A 16570-nucleotide genomic window follows, 5' to 3' on the forward strand; every position below is an offset into this window, starting at 1 on the left:
CTTCGAGCGACAGTCGTCGCGCCGAAGCGGAGCCCGCGCCGATGCGGGCGGGCGCGCGACGTCGACGATGAAGCGGCCCGGCGCCTTGGCGCCGGGCCGATCTTCAGGCTGCGGGCGGCTGTGCGGCCACCGCGACCGAGGCCTCGCTCGTCAGCATCAGGAACGTGAGCGTCTCGCGCAGGTACAGTCGAACGACGTCGCCGGTATGACTGTGATAGCCGATCGACACGTCTTCGCCAAGGTGCAATGCGAAGTCGCCGCCACGCGTCGACAGCACGCAGCCGCCGCTGATCGCGGGCGCCCAGACGATCTCGCCGTTGACGATCCGCTTCAGGTGGTCGATCACCGGATAACCCTGTTCGCGCGCTTCGCCGAGCGCTGTGTACGCGTCCGCGCCGAGCAGCACGGAATAGGGGCCGTCGACGCCCGCGAGCCGCAGCGCTTCGAGCGCGTCGCCGATCGCGCCCGGATAGTCGCGGACGTCGGCGGGCAGCGTGATCTTGCGGTTCGACGTCGCTTCGCGGATCCCGACGATGCCGGCGGCCGCATAGCCGTCGAAGATCGCGCTGTCCTCGACGAATGCGAGCTGCTGCGCGGCGTCCTTCGCCGGCTGCCAGTCGGCGTCGCGCGCACCGCGCTCGACCGCGTCGATTGCGTCGCGCTTCAGTTCGAACGGCACGGTGAACTCGACGAGCGCCTTGACCTCGCGCAGCTTCGCGCCGACGTGCTCGCGCGGCGCGGCGATGTCGCGCAGATGGCCGGTGCCGACGCCCGACAGCTCGACGCCGTCCGGCCCGACGACGTCGACCACCCGCCGGCCCGCCACCGAACGCTTGAACGTGCGGGCCACTTCCTCTTCGATTTGCGACCACGCGGCGGTGGAGATCGGGGCGAGTTCGCGATGCAGGTTATTCATATGGATGGGTTCCTTTGAGCGAGCCGATTTTCAGCGAGCCGTCGGAAGGCGGCTCGTTCGATTGGGGCGCGGCCGACGACGCGGCGTCGGCGGCCGGCGCGCCGCGTGTCGCGAGCGCGTCGAGCAGGTCGGCCGACGGCACGAAGAACAGCGACCCTGTCGCCGCTCGGCTGTAATCGAGCAGCCGGTCGTAATTGCCGGGCGGCCGGCCGACGAACATGTTCTCGAGCATCTGCTCGATCGGCGCGGGCGAACGCGCGTAGCCGATGAAGTAGGTGCCGAACTCGCCGGCGCCAGGGCGGCCGAACGGCATGTTGTCGCGCAGGATCTTCACTTCCTCGCCGTTCTCGACGAGCGTCGTCAGCGAACTGTGCGACGACGACGGCTTGACCGCCGCGTCGAGCTCGATGTCGGACAGTTTGGTGCGGCCGATGATGCGCTCCTGCGTCTCGACCGGCAGCGCATTCCAGCCGGCCATGTCGTGCAGGTACTTCTGCACGATCACGTAGCTGCCGCCCGCGAATTCGGCATCCTCGTCGCCGATCACCGTGAAGTCGACGGCTTCGCGCCCGGCCGGATTCTCCGTGCCGTCGACGAAGCCGATCATCGCGCGCTGGTCGAAATAGCGGAAGCCGTGCACTTCGTCGACGATCTTCGCCGCGTCGCCGAGGCGGCCGACGAGCAGCGTCGCGAGTTCGAAGCACAGATCGGTCGCGTCGGCGCGGATGTGCAGCAGGATGTCGCCGGGCGTCGCGACGGCCACGCGCTGGCCCGCGCCGAATTCGCGGAACGGGTGCAGCGCCGCGGGCCGCGGCGTGCCGAACAGCGTGCCCCACGCGTTGGAGCCGAAGCCGCACACGCACGTCAGGTTGCCGGCCGGCACGCGCTTGCCGACCGAGCGGACGAGCGCGGCAATGTCGCCGCACCAGGCGCGGATCGTGTCCGCGTGGCCGGCGCCGGGGTTGACGGTCGCAACGAGGAAGATCGCGTTGCGGGTAGGGGGGCTATGAACGTTCTGCGGGGCGGGTGGGTTTGTCTGCATCGGGGCATGCCGGTTGGTTACGCCGATACGATACGCGGGGCGTCGAAACGATGCACCACGAAAGCGGATCGGACGAGTGTGTCAGGTGTCGCTGTGCTCTTTTGTGACAGGCGCGGCCGTCGCGCGGCGCGTGCGATCCGTCGCGCGCGGGCCGCCGCTGCAAGCGCGTCGCGATGCCGCAGCAGCACAGCCCGGCGTGCGGCGCTGGCCGAATTGCATGGTTGCGGAAGCAATCTAGCAGCTTCGGTGCGTCTTTGGAACAGATCGTGCGGATCTGTTATCCGAATAGGCGATCCGTCAACGGCCCGGCCCGCTCGCGGGCAGCAGCTGTGCTCTTGATGCTGCCGCGTCGTATGCAGTAGATTAAGACCGCCCGGCCATCCGGCGCGCGCCATCGCGATGAGGCTGCGGGTCGGCGTCGCGCAGGTGAGTGCGCAGTTCGACACGCTCCAGCGCTATCTCGGCTGCCGTCGCATCGTGCAGGCAATCGATGAAACCGGACGCGATGCGCTCGGTAATCATCGGGATAACGAAATGATGCGCAACGGATGGACGATTGCGCAGAAGCCGGCGCGATCGCTGCGCGGTCCGACGATCGTACCGGACGAACGCGCGCGGCGCGCCGGCCGCTTCAACTTTCACGCAACGAGTCATCGTGAACACACTGAACACGTCCCGTCCGCTGCTCACGTCAGCAGATCGCCTCCGCCGGCGCTTCGACGGCTTTCTCCATGCGGCCGAACTGGGCGGGCTCGTCGTGATCGGTCTCGCGACGACGTTCGCGATGGCGCAGGAGGCATGGAAGGTCGTCGTCGCGGGACAGGTGTCGCTGACGGACCTGCTGCTGATGTTCCTGTATCTGGAAGTGCTCGCGATGACGGTCCGCTACCTGCGCCTCGGCCGGCTGCCGGTGCGCTTCCCGCTGTATATCGCGATGACGTCGCTCGCGCGGGACCTGATCCTGCGCGGCGTGACGGACAGCCCCGAGCACATGCTGATGACGACGCTCGGCATCGTGCTGCTCGCCGTCGGCGTGCTCATCCTGCGTTTCGGACAGCACCGGTTTCCGGCCGACCCGGACGAAGCCGACGACGTGCCGGGCGGGCCCTCGCGCTGAAAGATTGTTTCCTCACGCGAAATATTGATGCACCTGCGCGGCGCACGATGTCCTACGATGAAAGGATTCCAATCCATCGCAGGCCGCCGCCGTGTGCACCAACTACCGCGCGCCGGACGAAGATCCGGGCATCAGCGAACTGAAGATCGGCATCGGCGACCTGTTCCGCCGCGATCCGTGGGAGCCGGACGTGTATCCGGATTACGCGGCGCCTATCGCATGCGCGCAGGGCGACGGCCTTGCGGTGGTCAAGGCCGTGTTCGGCTTCTGGCCGAAATTCATGCAGCCCGAGCGGGTCGACGAGAACGGCAGGAAAAAGAAGAAGCTCGACACGATGAACGCGCGCGCCGAGACGGTCGGCACGTCGCGCCTGTACGCGAAGGCGTGGCGCGACGGGCAGCGCTGCCTGATCCCGGCGCGCTGGATCTGCGAGCCGTGCTACGAGACGGGCCGCAACGTGTGGCACCGGATCGGCGTCGCGGACTGGGCTACCTGCTGCATCGCCGGCATCTGGCGGCGCTACGAAAGCGACGACGGACGGCCGCTGGTCGGCATGTCGATGCTGACGGTCAACGCGGACGGCCATCCGGTGTTCGCGCGGATGCACCGGCCCGGCGACGAGAAGCGGGGCGTCGTGATCCTGCCGGCCGACGACTACGACGAATGGCTGCATACGACGAACGTCGAGGCCGCACGCCTGATGCTGCAGCTGCTGCCCGGCGACGAACTGGTGGCCGAACCGAATCCGAAATAGCGGCGCGTGCCGGCGTCCCGCGCCGACTCGCTCGCCTTTCCAGAAGCTTTCGCCCGACGGATCCCCAAGCGGCGGACCGCTGCCGTGGTAGTGGGGCCATTTGATCGGACAAATACGATTTTTAGTTGGTTTCGGGTAATCACCAATATCAGCAAAGTTGTATATACAAGATCATTCGCAGGCAATATCGGCACGGGCTGTGCTGATTGCGCGCCAGCGTGCTGACCGTGCGTGCCTGGCGCATGCCGGCGATCCACGGCGTTCCACTTCGACGAGCCTCTAAAGTCGGCTCAGCACGCGCCCCGTATCAATGGATACCTTTGTGATCCTAAGCAATCTGGAGATTTCTTCGTGTCAACGAATTCAAGTGGAAAAGCCGGCGGCGGCCTGATCGAGGTTCGCTCGATCGATTTCATTCCCGATTCAGAGCGTCATGGCGGACTGCTCAGCCAGTTCACGCTGTGGCTGTCCGCCAACCTGCAGATCACGGCGATCGTGACCGGCGCCCTGGCGGTCGTGCTCGGCGGCGACGTGTTCTGGTCGCTGATCGCGTTGCTGCTCGGGCAACTGGTCGGCGGCACGGTGATGGCGCTGCACGGCGCGCAGGGGCCGCAGCTCGGCCTGCCGCAGATGATCTCGAGCCGCGTGCAGTTCGGCGTGTATGGCGCGATGATCCCGATCGTGCTCGTGTGCCTGATGTACGTGGGCTTCTCGGCGAGCGGCTCGGTGCTGGCCGGGCAGGCCGTCGCGCAGTTGCTGAAGGTCGACGACGCGACCGGCATCCTGCTGTTCGCCGCCGTGATCGTCGTGCTGACCGTGTTCGGCTACCGCGCGATCCACGCGGTGGGCCGCATCGCGAGCGTGATCGGCATCGCCGCGTTCGTCTACATGTTCGCGCAGCTGTTCGCGAACCACGACATCGGCGCGTTGCTCGCGAACCGGCACTTCTCGCTCGCGAGCTTCCTGCTGTCGATGTCGCTGTCCGCGTCGTGGCAGATCGCGTTCGGCCCGTACGTCGCCGACTATTCGCGCTACCTGCCGCGCTCGACGTCGTCGGTCCGCACGTTCCTCGCGGTCGGCCTCGGCTCGGTGATCGGCGCGCAGGCGGCGATGGTGTTCGGCGTGTTCGCCGCGGCGCTGGCAGGCAGCCAGTTCGCGCATCACGAAGTCGCCTATATCGTCGGGCTCGGCTCGACGGGCGCGGTCGCGGCGCTGCTGTACTTCAGCATCGCATTCGGCAAGGTGACCGTCACGGCGCTCAACGCGTACGGCAGCTTCATGTCGATGGCGACGATCGTCAGCGGCTTTCGCGGCAAGGGCGCGGTGTCGTCGAAGAGCCGTCTCGTGTACATCTTCGGGATGATCTTCATCTCGACGATGGTCGCGCTCGCCGGCCGCCATTCGTTCCTGAAGGAATTCACCGCGTTCATCCTGTTCCTGCTCGCGTTCTTCACGCCGTGGAGCGCGATCAACCTCGTCGACTACTACTGCTTCACGAAATCGCGCTACGACGTGCCCGCGCTGTCCGACCCGGACGGCCGCTACGGCCGCTGGAACGGCATGGCGATCGGGATCTACGTGGTCGGCGTGCTCGTGCAGCTGCCGTTCATGTCGACGCACCTGTACACGGGGCCGCTGGTCGACGCGCTGGGCGGCACCGACATCTCGTGGATTCTCGGCCTCGTCGTCCCGGCCATCCTGTATTACATCGGCGCGCGCGCGTCGCGCCGCAGCATCCCCGAACGGCTGATCCTGCCGTTCGAGCACGGCGAACTCAAGAACTGACGACGCGGGCTCCGCGCCGCGCGCGGAGCCGTCCAGTCTCCGACCGGCCGCACCGGGCGACGGTGCGCCACGCGTCGGGCGTCGCAAGGCGCCACGCATCGCCCCGATTTCCCATTCCATCTGACCGCAGGACGGCACGTTGCTGTCGTCCCGGGTCAGTGCTTTCCATCGAAATGAATAGCATGACTAAATTCAAGACAAATCGCATGCCGTCGTCGCGCCTGCCGTTCGCCCGTGTGGGCTTCCATTGCGCATGCGCGGCCGCGGCGCTCGCAGGCTCGGGCGCCGCACGCGCGCAGGACAGCGTCACGCTGTACGGCGTGATCGACGAGTTCGCGCAGTACGTGAACACCGGCAACGGCTACACGGCGGCGATCGGCTCGGGCGGCCAGTGGGGCAGCCGCTTCGGCGTGAAGGGCGGCGAGGACATCGGCGGCGGACAGAAGATCGAGTTCGCGCTGGAAAACGGCTTCAATCCGAACGACGGGTCGTTCGCGGATGCCGGACGCATGTTCAACCGCCAGGCGTGGGTCGGCATCGCGGGGCAGTGGGGCAAGGTGCGCGCCGGCCGGCAGAACTCGCCGCTGTTCAACGACCAGGGTGGGCAGGATGCGTTCGGCGGCGTCACGCAGGCGTCCGGCATGGACAACCTGACCGTGTTCGCATTCCGCACGAGCAACACCGTGTCGTACCAGAGCCCCGAGATCGCCGGATTCCAGGCGGGCCTGTACTTCGGCTTCGGCGATGCGGGCGGCGTGCGCTCGGCCGGGTCGAGCCAGCAGTTCGACGTGACCTACGAGCACGGGCCGTTCGCGGCATTCGTCGCGGGCCAGTGGCTGAAGAACGCGACGGCCGCGACGACGGACCGCACGATCATGGCGGGCGCGTCGTACGCGATCGGCAAGGCGACCGTCTACGGCGGCTTCTCGGCGGTGAAGTGGGCCGACCTCGGGATCGATTCCCGCGTCTACGGGCTGTCGGTCAAATACCAGATCAACCCGGCGAACTACGTCGCGCTCGGCTATGCGTACCTGCACGACCAGGCGTCGCAGGGCGACAACGCGGACCAGTTCGGGCTGATGTACGAGTACGACCTGTCGAAGCGCACGAGCTTCTACGGCGCGCTGTCGTACCTGCGCAACCGCAACCAGGCCGGCTATACGCTTGCCGGTGCGGCGAACCCCGGTCTGCCGCTGGCCTATCCGGGCGCGAATGCGCGCGGCGTGCAGCTCGGCATCGTGCATCGCTTCTGATCTCGCTGCGGCTCCGGGCACGTGCTCCGGAGTCGCCTCGCGGTGTATCGCCGCGCACGCGATACGACCGAACTACTTCCCCAACCGCTCCGCAAGCGAAGCGCGGGCGACGGCTTCAACCTCAACCTGCCGATGCCGCACGGCGCCCCGGAAGCGGCGTTCTTCGAGCGGTTCGACGATGCGCTGCGCGCGCTCGCGCGGTTCCAGCCCGATGCGCTCGTGCTCGCACTCGGCTTCGACATCTACAAGGACGATCCGCAATCGCAGGTCGCGGTCACGACCGACGGGTTCCGGCGGCTCGGCGACGCGATCGGCGCGCTCGGGCTGCCGACGGTGATCGTGCAGGAGGGCGGGTATCACCTCGAGAGTCTCGACGCGAATGCGCGCGCTTTTTTCGGCGGCTTTGACGGCGCACCGTGAACCGTGCGCCGGGGGAAAGATGGCGCGGATGACGACGACAACAACAACGGTCTCGTCATCCTGAGCCGTCCGCCGGGCTGACCGATTGCAGACGAGTCAGGCGTTCGCGGCGAGCGGCGCGCGCCGCCGCTGCAGCACCTGCAGCACGACGAGCGCGAGCCCGGCGGTCGCGATCAGCGCGCCGACAATCGGCACCGCCGCATAGCCGAACCCGGCCGAGATCGCCGCGCCGCCGGCCGCGGCGCCGAGCGCGTTGCCGAGGTTGAACGCACCAATGTTGACCGCGGACGCGAGCCCTGGCGCGTCGGCCGCGGCACGCATCACGCGCATCTGCAGCGGCGGCACGACCGCGAACGTCGCGACACCCCAGACGAGCAGCGTGACGGCCGCCCCCGCATGCGTCGCGGCGAGCACCGGGAACGCGAGCATCGTCGCGACCAGCAGCGACAGGAAGCCGATCAGGCTGCCGTCGAGCGACCGGTCGGCGAGGCGCCCGCCCGCCATGTTGCCGATCGAGAAGCCGACGCCGATCAGCACCAGCATCGCGGTCACGAACGCGGGCGTTGCGCCGGTGATGTGCGCGAGCGTCGGCGCGACGTACGTGTACAGCGTGAACATCGCGCCGGCGCCGAGCACCGTCGTCGCGAGCGCGCCGAGCACGACGGGGCGCGTGAGCACCGCGAGTTCCGCGCGCAGGTCAGGCATCCGGCCCGCGTCGCCCTTCGGCAGCGCGGCGAAGAGCCCGACGATCGCGAGCACGCCGAGGCCCGCGGTCGCGGCGAACGACATCCGCCAGCCGATCGCCTGGCCGAGCCAGGTCGCGGCCGGCACGCCGCCGACGTTCGCGATCGTGAGGCCCATGAACATCGTCGCGACCGCGCTCGCCTGCTTGTCGCGCGGCACGAGGCTGGCCGCGACGACCGAGCCGAGCCCGAAGAACGCGCCGTGGTTGAGGCTCGTGACGAGCCGCGCGAGCAGCAGCGTCGTATAGTCCGGCGCGATGGCCGACAGCAGGTTGCCGAGCGTGAAGATGCTCATCAGCGCGATCAGTGCCGAGCGCCGCGGCCAGCGCGCGAGCAGCAGCGTCATCAGCGGCGCGCCCGCCATCACGCCGATCGCATACGCGCTGATCAGCATGCCGGCGGTCGGGATCGACACGTGCACGCCGTCGGCGATCACGGGCAACAGGCCCATCGGCGAGAACTCGGTGGTGCCGATGCCGAACGCGCCGGCAGCGAGCGCGAGCAGCGGCAAGGCGGCGCCGCGTTGCGTGTGAGTCGGGCGGGGCGGGGGTGAAGTCGGGTGGTTCACGCGGAAGGCTCCTTCCTGGATACGGTTGGCGGCGGCGCGGGACGCTCGCGCGGCGGACCGCGCAGCTGGTCCGGCGGACCGTGGGTGACAGGACGGAGTGTGCCCGCTTTACTTTTGCGGAAAAAGCGATCTATAGACGAAATTATTTTGATTTCAAATCAATAATGGAAGTCACGCTCGACGAACGCCACGCGTTCGCGGCCGCGGTCGACACAGGGTCGATCACGGTTGCCGCGGCGGCAGCTCGGCCTGACCGTGTCGGCGACGAGCCGCACGCGGCCAAAAAAAACCTCGGTCACAGGGGGACCGTGACCGAGGCGCGAATAGGCATCCGCTCTTTGGCACGAGGGTTGGATGCGCGCGCAGTATATTTCGACTCGTTACGATTTCAAACGACATTAAACGGCCGTTTTTGGGGTCTATTTCAATCGAATGGCCGCGCAGGGGTTGTAGTCATGACGTTGTCATCTTGAAGTGGTCGTGCGCGATGCCGGGCAGGCATCGCCCGCCTGTGGACAGCCGGCACCCGGCCGCAGGCTGCGCGCTGTCGCCGCCGGGGGCGGGCGCCGACCTTCCGGAAAACGGGCGGTGCGTCAGTCCGGGCGGGCCGGCGCGGTGCCGAGCGCCTGCTCGACGAACGCGACGAACGCGCGCGCCTTCGACGTCACGAGCCGGCCGGACGGGAACACGGCCCACAGGTCGACGGCCGGCAGCCGCCAGTCGGCCAGCACGGCCTCGACCGTGCCGTCGGCCAGCTCCGGCGCGAACATCCATTCCGACGCGACCGCGACGCCCATGTGATTCAGCACGGCGGTCCGCATGCCTTCGGCGGCGCTGACGCGCAGCCTGCCCGACACGGCGACCGAGACGGCGCTGCCGTTGCGCTCGAACGCCCACGCGTCGCCGCCGCCGCGCACCGAATAGACGATCGCCTGGTGCCGGCTCAGGTCGGCGGGCGACTGCGGCCGGCCGGCGGCGTCGAAATACGCGGGCGTGCCGACGACGCGGCGCGGGCTTTGCGCGATGCGGCGCGCGGTCATCGTCGCGCTGTCGTCGAGCGCGCCCATCCGCAGCGCGACGTCGATGCCTTCCTCTAAAAGGTCGATGTTGCGGTCGTCGAGCAACACGTCGACGTCGAGCGCGGGATGTTGCGCCATGAAGGCCTTCAGCGCGGGAAGGACGTGCAGCCGTGCGAACGTGACCGCCGCCGACACGCGCAGGCGTCCCGACAGGCTCGCCGACGCGTCCCGCACCGACTGTTCGGCCTCGAGCGCTTCGTCGATCGCGCGTTTGGCGTGTTCGTAGAAGCGCTGGCCCGCGTCGGTCGTCGTGATGCCGCGGGTGGTCCGCAGCAGCAGGCGCGTGCCGAGCCACGCCTCGAGCTGCGCGATCGACTTCGACACCGCGGGCTGGCCGAGGTCGAGCCGTTTCGCCGCCGCCGAGAACGATCCGGCTTCCACCACGCTCACGTAGGTTTCCATTGCTGCCAGCCGATCCATCGATGCGCCTCGCTTTCGGTGCTGTGCCGGCGTGTATTATCGCGCCGGATCCTGCGCGGCCGACGGCCGAAGACCGGCGGCCGTCGATGCGAAGCCGTCACGGCGCGGCGCACATGAAGCGGGCGCGGCGGCGGGGGCGTATCGCTTCTGAAACGTTTCGACGGACCGGCGGCGCCCGCCGCGCGGTCGCTGTCGCGATGCGCGCGTGTTGTCAGGTTTGTCAGGAAACCCCGTCGTGCTGCGGGTGCGATAGGGGTGGCACGCGCGCCGTTCGCTGCGCCCGGCGTCGCTTCGCGCCGCTTTTCGTCGCGGCCGGTCGGGCCGATTGTTTCAGGCCGGAAACCGAACGGCCGCCTTCCGTTGCGTCGCGCCTGCCGCATGCGGCGGGCTTCGCATGCCGCAGTTGAAGTCCGCGATCCGTGGCACGGAACCTGCTCACCCCCAAGCTGAATGAAAAAGTATTGCGCGGGGCATGCCGCGGCGCGCTACGGCGTCGTGCTGACGTCGCCGAAGTACACGACGTCGCAGATCCAGCAATCGGGCCGGGCACGACGCCGACGGTCGTGGCTTTCGCGTGCCTGAAGATCGACTCGACGCAGAAGTCGGGCAACAAGTACGTTGTCGTCGAGCTGGCCAACAACCCGGACCTGTGCGAGGGGGCTCAGTCGGCCGGCGTCGGGCCGTCATATGGCGTGATCACGCCAGCGCGGCTGGTGCAATGAAGGAGACGAGGATGGCGTTGAAGGAACGAACGGATCGGTGAGCGAAGGATCGCGGCGATGCGCGCGGGCGCCTGAACGGCAGCCGGCGCGCGGAAACGGCAAATGCCGTTCGAGCACCGCGATCGAACAGAACGAATACCAGCATTCGGGGCTGCTTCGGCACGGGCGCGATGTCGCATATCGCGGCGCCCGGCCGTCGGGAGAACGGGAATGAGGGAGTTCGTGGTTGCTGTATTGTGGGTCGGTCCGCTTTCGGTGTTGCTGTACATGGCGGATGTGGATATCCGCCATGTGCTGTTGGAGATTCCTGACTATCTGCGTCATCTGATCATGATGTTCTTCCACTGACGACGGCGGACGGCGGCCCGACGCGGGCGAGATCGGGCCCGACGGCGGCGATGCGTCTGCGCGCATCACGGATGGCCGGTCGCGCGCAGCGCGGCGAGAAACTGCCGCACGACAGGCGCGGCGGCGGCGCCGTCGTACACGAACTCGACGTCGAAACGGTCGGCCAGCGCGTCGAGCGCGACGAGCCGCACCGTGGGCGGGCAGGACGGCGACGCGCTTTCCGGCACGAACGCACAGCCCATGCCGGCCGCGACAAGCCCGATCAGCGTCGGGATGTCGCTGCCGACCTGGGCAATGCGCGGCGTGAATCCCGCGCGCCGGCATTGCTCGGTCAGGAACCGGTGGTGCGCGGCGGAACGCTGCGGATCGAACCAGACGAACGGTTCGTCCGCGAGCGCGGCGAGCGAGCGGGGGGCGCGCAAACGGCTGCCCGGCGCCGCGGGCATCGCGAGCACGAACCGGTCGCGCAGCAGCCGCACGCCCGACAGGTGCGGCGCTTCGTCCTGGCGCCACGCCATGATGCCGCCGTCGAGCTGGCCGCGCGCGATGGCCGCCGCCTGCTCGGCCGACAGCAGCGGCGCGATCGACAGCTTCACGTGCGGACAGGCATCCCGGAACGCCTTGAGGACGTTCGACACCATCGGCAGCGGCAGGTAGTTCGGCAGCACGCCGAGACGCAGCTCGCCGAGTTCGCCGGCCGCGCTGCGCAGCGCGCGTTCGCGGCTGTCGCGCAGATCGGCGAGCACGCGCGTCGCATCCCGCAGGAAGCTCGCGCCGGCCGCCGTGAGTTCGACGCCGGTCGCGCGGCGGATCAGCAGCGGGGTGCCGATCGCGTCCTCGAGTTCGCGGATCTGCCGGGACAGCGCGGGCTGGACGATCCCGACTGCTCGCGCGCCCGCCATCACGCTGCCGGCCTCGGCGACCGCCACGAAATAACGCAGATGACGCAATTCGACCTGACGCATGCGGGGCCTTTCCTGTCTGGTGGATATACCTGGCAAGCATAGCAGCCGGCATCCGATGGTATTGGAAGGCATGACAGGCGCGGCGTACGATGAATGCCTTCATTGCCGGCCCGCGCGCGCCGCCGGCGGTCGTCCAATCCTTCACGCTTCGTCCCATGCCGCTCCACATCCAGACCCCCTATATCCGTTCGCAGGCCGCCTCCCGCCGGCTCGGCAAAGACGTGCTGTTCAAGCTCGAGGCGATGCAGCCGTCCGGTTCGTTCAAGTTGCGCGGCATCGGCGCGGTGTGCGAAGCGCGGCGCGCGGCCGGCGCGCGTCGCTTCGTGTCGTCGTCGGGCGGTAACGCGGGCATCGCGGTCGCGTGGTGCGGACGCGAACTCGGCGTGCCGGTGGTCGTCGTCGTGCCGGAAAGCACGTCCGCGCGCGCCCGGGACCTGATCCGCGTCGAGGGCGCCGAACTGGTCGTGCACGGCGCGTCGTGGGCCGAAGCGAATGCCTGCGCGCAATCGATCGCCGGTCCGGATGACGCGTTCGTGCATCCGTTCGACGATCCGTTGCTGTGGCATGGGCACGCGACGATGATCGACGAAATGGCGGCGGCCGGGCCGAAGCCCGGCGCGATCGTCGTCGCGGTCGGCGGCGGCGGCCTGTTGTGCGGTGTGCTGGAAGGCCTCGCGCGCAACGGCTGGGCCGACGTGCCGGTGGTCGCGGTGGAGACGGCTGGCGCGGACAGCTACGCGCGTTCGGTCGCGCAGGGGCGGCCCGTCGCGTTGCCGGAGATCACGAGCGTTGCCACGTCGCTCGGCGCGAAGCGTCCGTGCGATGCGGCCGTCGAGTGGGCGACGCGGCACGCGATCCACACCGTCGTCGTGTCCGACGCGGCGGCGGTGGCGGCATCGCTGCGGTTTCTCGACGAGCACCGGATCGTCGTGGAGCCCGCGTGCGGCGCCGCACTGGCCGCGCTCGACGAGCCGGTGCCGGCGCTGGCGGCCGCGTCGAGCATCGCGGTGATCGTCTGTGGCGGCGTGACGGCGACGGTTGCGAACCTGCAGGCGCTGCACGACCGGCTTCGATGAAGGCGGGCGCTTCGCTCGAAGTGGCGTATGCGCTGTGAGACGGAGTGAGGTTGTAGCACGACGCGGGAGGCCCGGTGTTCCGCGTCATTGCGCAAATGGCGCTCGGCCGGCGCGATGTCGGCCGGTGCCGTCATACCGGTGCCGTCATACCGGTGTGGTCGTGAGCGGGGCGGTCGTTACCGGTGCGATCGTGGCCGGTGCGGTCGCCGATCCGCTGGCGGGCGCAGGCGCGGCGGCTGACACGGGTGCGACGGCAGGGACGTCCGTCGGCCCCGAAACGGGGGCGGACGCAGGTGCGGCCGCGGAGGCCGGTGCCGGTGCGGAAGTCGGTGCGGCCGCCGGAGCCGGAACGGGAGCGGACGCAGGCGCCGCTGCCGAAGCGGGCGCGGCGGCGGCCGGCGTTGCCGGTGCGTGAGCGGGAGGCGACGTGGTCGACGGTGCCGTGGCATGCACCGCCGACGATGCTGCCGCCGGCGCGGCCGTCGACGCCGAACCCGCCGCCGGCGTGGAAACCGGGGCCGCCACCGGCGCCGATGCCGAAACCGGAATCGCGGCAGCGCCCGACGCCGGCGCCGGCACGACTGCAGCCTGCGCAGACGGCACCGCGACGGCGGACGCAGCCGACACCGGCGCTGCCGCGGCCGCGGCCGGCACCGGCGGTGCGGGCGGCGTCGGCACGATCGGCGTCGTCATCTTCATCGGTTCTCCCTGCGGCGTCGGCGCGGGCTCGGGCAGCGGCGTGACGGGCTCCTTCTCCGCGGCCTTCACGGTCGCGCGGTCGCGGTGAGTCGGATCGATCTTCAGGAAGTGGTCGACGAGGTTGAAGTAGCGCTCGTAGAACACGCCGGCCGGAATCGTCTCGCTCGCGGTCTTGACGAGCGCATCGTCGCTCGAGCCGATCGGCAGCGACAGCGAGCCGAACACGCTGAGGCCGACGCTCGCGGACGTGTTCGACTTCTTCAGCGTGTAACGGTCCTGCACCGCGTTCACGTACGCGATGCTCGACGTGCCGTCCGCGTTCGCGTCCGCGCACACGACGTGGAATTCGATCACCACGTGCATGTCGTTGTTCGGCTGGAAATTCTTGCTGCCGTCGACCGTATCGGAACGCGACGACGTCGCGACGTAGCCCTGGCTCAGCAGCGCGCGGCGCGCGGCTTCGCAGGTTGCGTCGGATTTCGCGTGGAACGAGCGGGCATACGGGCTGCTCGTCGCGTCGAACTGTTCCTGCTGGTAGATCGGCTTCGGCGGCGATGAGCACGCCGCCAGCACGGTCGCGGCCGCGAGCGCGCACGAAACGGAAAACAGGCGAAATCGGTTGTGCATGGCGTCTTTCAAAAGGCACGGCCCGCTGCCGCGCCGGGACTGCGCACATGGCGCGAAGGTCGTATCGATGCCGCCGCGCACGGGCGCGGCCGGCGGTGGGCGCGAGGCAAACTCGCAGGGCCGGGGCGCTATTATAGTTTCGTTTGATGGCGCGCTCGCTTCAGTGTCCGATTTCGACGGGGACTGGCCCCGATCGATCATGCGTCGCGGGCCACGGCTAGCAGTTGCGACGTCAGCGGATGACGTTCGCCGCGCCGCGAGCGGATCGCATGGATCTCCTCGGTGACGTCGCCGGCGCGCCCGAGCCGCCGCAGGCCCCGCAGCAGCGACGCGTCGTTCGCACCCAGTTCGCTCAACGGAAACACGCCGAGGCCGCGCGCCGCGAACACCGCCATCATCGCGCTGTCCTCGAATTCGCCTGCGATCCGCGGCACGATCCGCTCCGACTCCAGCCAGCGGTCGAGGCGCGCGCGCAGCGCCGAATGCGCGGTCGGCAGCAGCAGCGGCAGCTCGGCGAGGCACTGCGGAAAGCGCTGCCGTGCTGCCTGCGTGACGAGCGGCGCGGGCCCGTACCAGTCGACCGGCGACGCGACGAGCCGCTCGCTCGTCACGCGCAGGTTCGCGTTGGGCGGCGCGCCCTGGCCCGCGAGCACGAGATCGAGATGATGCAGCGCGAGTTCGGCGAGCAGCGCGTCGTGCTCGCCTTCGTGGCACAGCAGCCTGAGCGCGGGCGTGCCGAGCACCGGCGCGAGGATCGCGTGGGCGGCCAGCTTCGAGATGCCGTCCGACAGGCCGACCGCGAGCCGCACCGTCGGCTGGCTCGCGGCGGCGCGTACCTCGTCGGGGATCAACCGCCCGATCTCGAAGATTTCCTCCGCGCGCGCATACGCGGCCTGGCCCGCGTCGGTCATCGCGACGCCGCGTCCGGCCGGCTTCAGCAATTGGTGCCCGAGCGCCTTCTCCAGTTCGCGCACCTGCGCGCTGATCGTCTGCACGGCCATGTCGAGCCGCTCGGCCGCACGCGCAAAGCCGCCTTCCTTCACGACGACCCAGAAATAGAACAGATGTCGGAAATTCAGCATCGATGCGTCTCTTCGGAAGGTGCTTCGGATTTCACTTCGGAATTTACTTCGTAAAAACCGAACCAAAAATCAGATTCTCGCTGATTTTTACGAAACGTTGGGGCGGCGATCATCGGGCTTTCCACCTCACTTCCGAAACTTCATGGACTACCTGCTGACGCTTGCCGCCGATCCCGCCGTCTGGGCGGCGCTTCTGACGCTCGTCGTGATGGAAGTCGTGCTCGGCATCGACAACCTGATCTTCATCTCGATCCTCAGCAACAAGCTGCCCGAAGCGCAGCGCGCGCGCACGCAGCGGCTCGGCATCGGCCTCGCGCTCGTGATGCGGCTCGCGCTGCTCGGCACCGTCGCATGGATCGCGCGCCTGACCGAGCCCGTGTTCTCGCTGTTCGATCACGCGTTTTCGTGGCGCGACATGATCCTGCTGTCGGGCGGCCTGTTCCTCGTCTGGAAGGCGACCACCGAAATCCATCACCACGTGTCGCGCGACGGCGGCGATGCCGGCGCGCCGAACGGCGCGGGCGGGCTGACGATGTGGGCGGCGGTCGGCCAGATCCTGATGCTCGACATCGTGTTCTCGATCGACAGCATCGTGACCGCGATCGGCATGACCGAGCACATCCCGATCATGTTCGTCGCGGTGATCGCCGCCGTGGCCGTGATGCTGTTCGCCGCGCAGCCGCTCGCGCGCTTCATCGACCGCAACCCGACCGTCGTGATGCTCGCGCTGTCGTTCCTCGTCGTGATCGGCATGACGCTGATCGCGGAAGGCTTCGGCTCGCACGTGCCGAAGGGCTACATCTACGCGGCGATGGCGTTCTCGGCGTTCGTCGAGGGCATGAACATGCTGGCGCGGCGCGCGAAGACGAAGCGTGCGGCCCAGGCATCCGGCCGCTGAACGTGCGGCACGATCCCGATTCCTCACCTGTCCCCGTCACGCAAAGGAGACGCACC

The 16570-nt window shown here is 68.7% G+C and carries 17 protein-coding genes and 1 pseudogene; 10 read left to right on the top strand and 8 right to left on the bottom strand.

Going from position 1 to position 16570, the window contains the following annotated elements:
- Positions 1–103: 103 nt before the first annotated feature.
- The 3 genes from ACV229_RS35960 to ACV229_RS35970 all read right to left on the bottom strand — a co-directional run bounded on the left by ACV229_RS35960 (position 104) and on the right by ACV229_RS35970 (position 2600).
- On the bottom strand, positions 104–916 hold the full coding sequence (locus tag ACV229_RS35960; protein WP_448087822.1) for a family 1 encapsulin nanocompartment shell protein: 813 nt from the start codon (positions 914–916) through the stop codon (positions 104–106).
- Positions 909–1958, bottom strand: a complete 1050-nt coding sequence (locus ACV229_RS35965) for a Dyp-type peroxidase (protein WP_448087823.1) — start codon at positions 1956–1958, stop codon at positions 909–911. The genes ACV229_RS35960 and ACV229_RS35965 overlap by 8 nt, the downstream gene beginning before the upstream one ends.
- 363 nt (positions 1959–2321) lie before the next feature.
- Positions 2322–2600, bottom strand: a complete 279-nt coding sequence (locus tag ACV229_RS35970) for a hypothetical protein (RefSeq protein ID WP_448087824.1) — start codon at positions 2598–2600, stop codon at positions 2322–2324.
- 22 nt (positions 2601–2622) lie between these two features.
- Between ACV229_RS35970 and ACV229_RS35975 the strand changes: the two genes are divergently transcribed.
- The 5 genes and pseudogenes from ACV229_RS35975 to ACV229_RS35995 all read left to right on the top strand — a co-directional run.
- Positions 2623–3075, top strand: a complete 453-nt coding sequence (locus tag ACV229_RS35975) for a phosphate-starvation-inducible protein PsiE (protein ID WP_448087853.1) — start codon at positions 2623–2625, stop codon at positions 3073–3075.
- A gap of 91 nt (positions 3076–3166) precedes the next feature.
- Entirely contained in the window at positions 3167–3829 is a 663-nt protein-coding gene (locus tag ACV229_RS35980; protein WP_448087825.1) for an SOS response-associated peptidase family protein, read from the top strand.
- A 351-nt stretch (positions 3830–4180) separates the two neighbouring features.
- A complete protein-coding gene (locus ACV229_RS35985; RefSeq protein ID WP_448087826.1) occupies positions 4181–5614 on the top strand; it encodes a purine-cytosine permease family protein in 1434 nt (477 codons plus the stop codon).
- A gap of 206 nt (positions 5615–5820) precedes the next feature.
- Complete coding sequence (locus tag ACV229_RS35990; RefSeq protein ID WP_448087854.1) at positions 5821–6867, top strand: porin; 1047 nt, start codon at positions 5821–5823, stop codon at positions 6865–6867.
- Positions 6868–6969: 102 nt separating this feature from the next.
- Positions 6970–7287 (top strand): annotated as a pseudogene (locus tag ACV229_RS35995) (histone deacetylase family protein); the annotation flags it as partial.
- 96 nt (positions 7288–7383) lie between these two features.
- Here ACV229_RS35995 and ACV229_RS36000 read toward each other — a convergent pair.
- Positions 7384–8598, bottom strand: coding sequence for an MFS transporter (locus ACV229_RS36000; protein ID WP_448087827.1), 1215 nt, complete (start codon positions 8596–8598; stop codon positions 7384–7386).
- A gap of 164 nt (positions 8599–8762) precedes the next feature.
- Between ACV229_RS36000 and ACV229_RS36005 the strand changes: the two genes are divergently transcribed.
- Positions 8763–9071: a hypothetical protein gene (locus ACV229_RS36005; protein ID WP_448087828.1), complete on the top strand. Its 309-nt coding sequence runs from the start codon at positions 8763–8765 to the stop codon at positions 9069–9071.
- Between the two features lie 120 nt (positions 9072–9191).
- Here ACV229_RS36005 and ACV229_RS36010 read toward each other — a convergent pair whose 3' ends face one another.
- The gene (locus ACV229_RS36010; RefSeq protein ID WP_448087829.1) at positions 9192–10097 is read right to left on the bottom strand and encodes a LysR family transcriptional regulator; all 906 of its coding nucleotides are present in this window, start codon (positions 10095–10097) and stop codon (positions 9192–9194) included.
- Positions 10098–10516: 419 nt separating this feature from the next.
- On the opposite strand from ACV229_RS36010, the gene ACV229_RS36015 reads away from it, so the two are divergent.
- Together ACV229_RS36015 and ACV229_RS36020 are read left to right on the top strand one after the other, a co-directional pair.
- Complete coding sequence (locus tag ACV229_RS36015; RefSeq protein ID WP_448087830.1) at positions 10517–10819, top strand: hypothetical protein; 303 nt, start codon at positions 10517–10519, stop codon at positions 10817–10819.
- Positions 10820–11029: 210 nt separating this feature from the next.
- A complete protein-coding gene (locus ACV229_RS36020) occupies positions 11030–11167 on the top strand; it encodes a hypothetical protein (RefSeq protein ID WP_448087831.1) in 138 nt (45 codons plus the stop codon).
- Positions 11168–11232: 65 nt separating this feature from the next.
- Here ACV229_RS36020 and ACV229_RS36025 read toward each other — a convergent pair whose 3' ends face one another.
- Entirely contained in the window at positions 11233–12132 is a 900-nt protein-coding gene (locus ACV229_RS36025; protein WP_448087832.1) for a LysR family transcriptional regulator, read from the bottom strand.
- A gap of 155 nt (positions 12133–12287) precedes the next feature.
- On the opposite strand from ACV229_RS36025, the gene ACV229_RS36030 reads away from it, so the two are divergent.
- Positions 12288–13208: a pyridoxal-phosphate dependent enzyme gene (locus tag ACV229_RS36030; RefSeq protein WP_448087855.1), complete on the top strand. Its 921-nt coding sequence runs from the start codon at positions 12288–12290 to the stop codon at positions 13206–13208.
- A gap of 144 nt (positions 13209–13352) precedes the next feature.
- On the opposite strand, the gene ACV229_RS36035 is transcribed toward ACV229_RS36030, so the two are convergent.
- Both ACV229_RS36035 and ACV229_RS36040 read right to left on the bottom strand, forming a co-directional pair.
- The gene (locus ACV229_RS36035) at positions 13353–14534 is read right to left on the bottom strand and encodes a DUF2242 domain-containing protein (RefSeq protein ID WP_448087833.1); all 1182 of its coding nucleotides are present in this window, start codon (positions 14532–14534) and stop codon (positions 13353–13355) included.
- 197 nt (positions 14535–14731) lie between these two features.
- The gene (locus ACV229_RS36040; protein WP_448087834.1) at positions 14732–15616 is read right to left on the bottom strand and encodes a LysR family transcriptional regulator; all 885 of its coding nucleotides are present in this window, start codon (positions 15614–15616) and stop codon (positions 14732–14734) included.
- A gap of 142 nt (positions 15617–15758) precedes the next feature.
- On the opposite strand from ACV229_RS36040, the gene ACV229_RS36045 reads away from it, so the two are divergent.
- Positions 15759–16514 carry a TerC family protein gene (locus ACV229_RS36045; RefSeq protein ID WP_448087835.1) on the top strand — a complete coding sequence of 252 codons (756 nt, stop codon included), beginning with the start codon at positions 15759–15761 and terminating at the stop codon, positions 16512–16514.
- Positions 16515–16570: the final 56 nt, after the last annotated feature.

The sequence above is a fragment of the Burkholderia sp. MR1-5-21 genome (genome assembly GCF_053427715.1).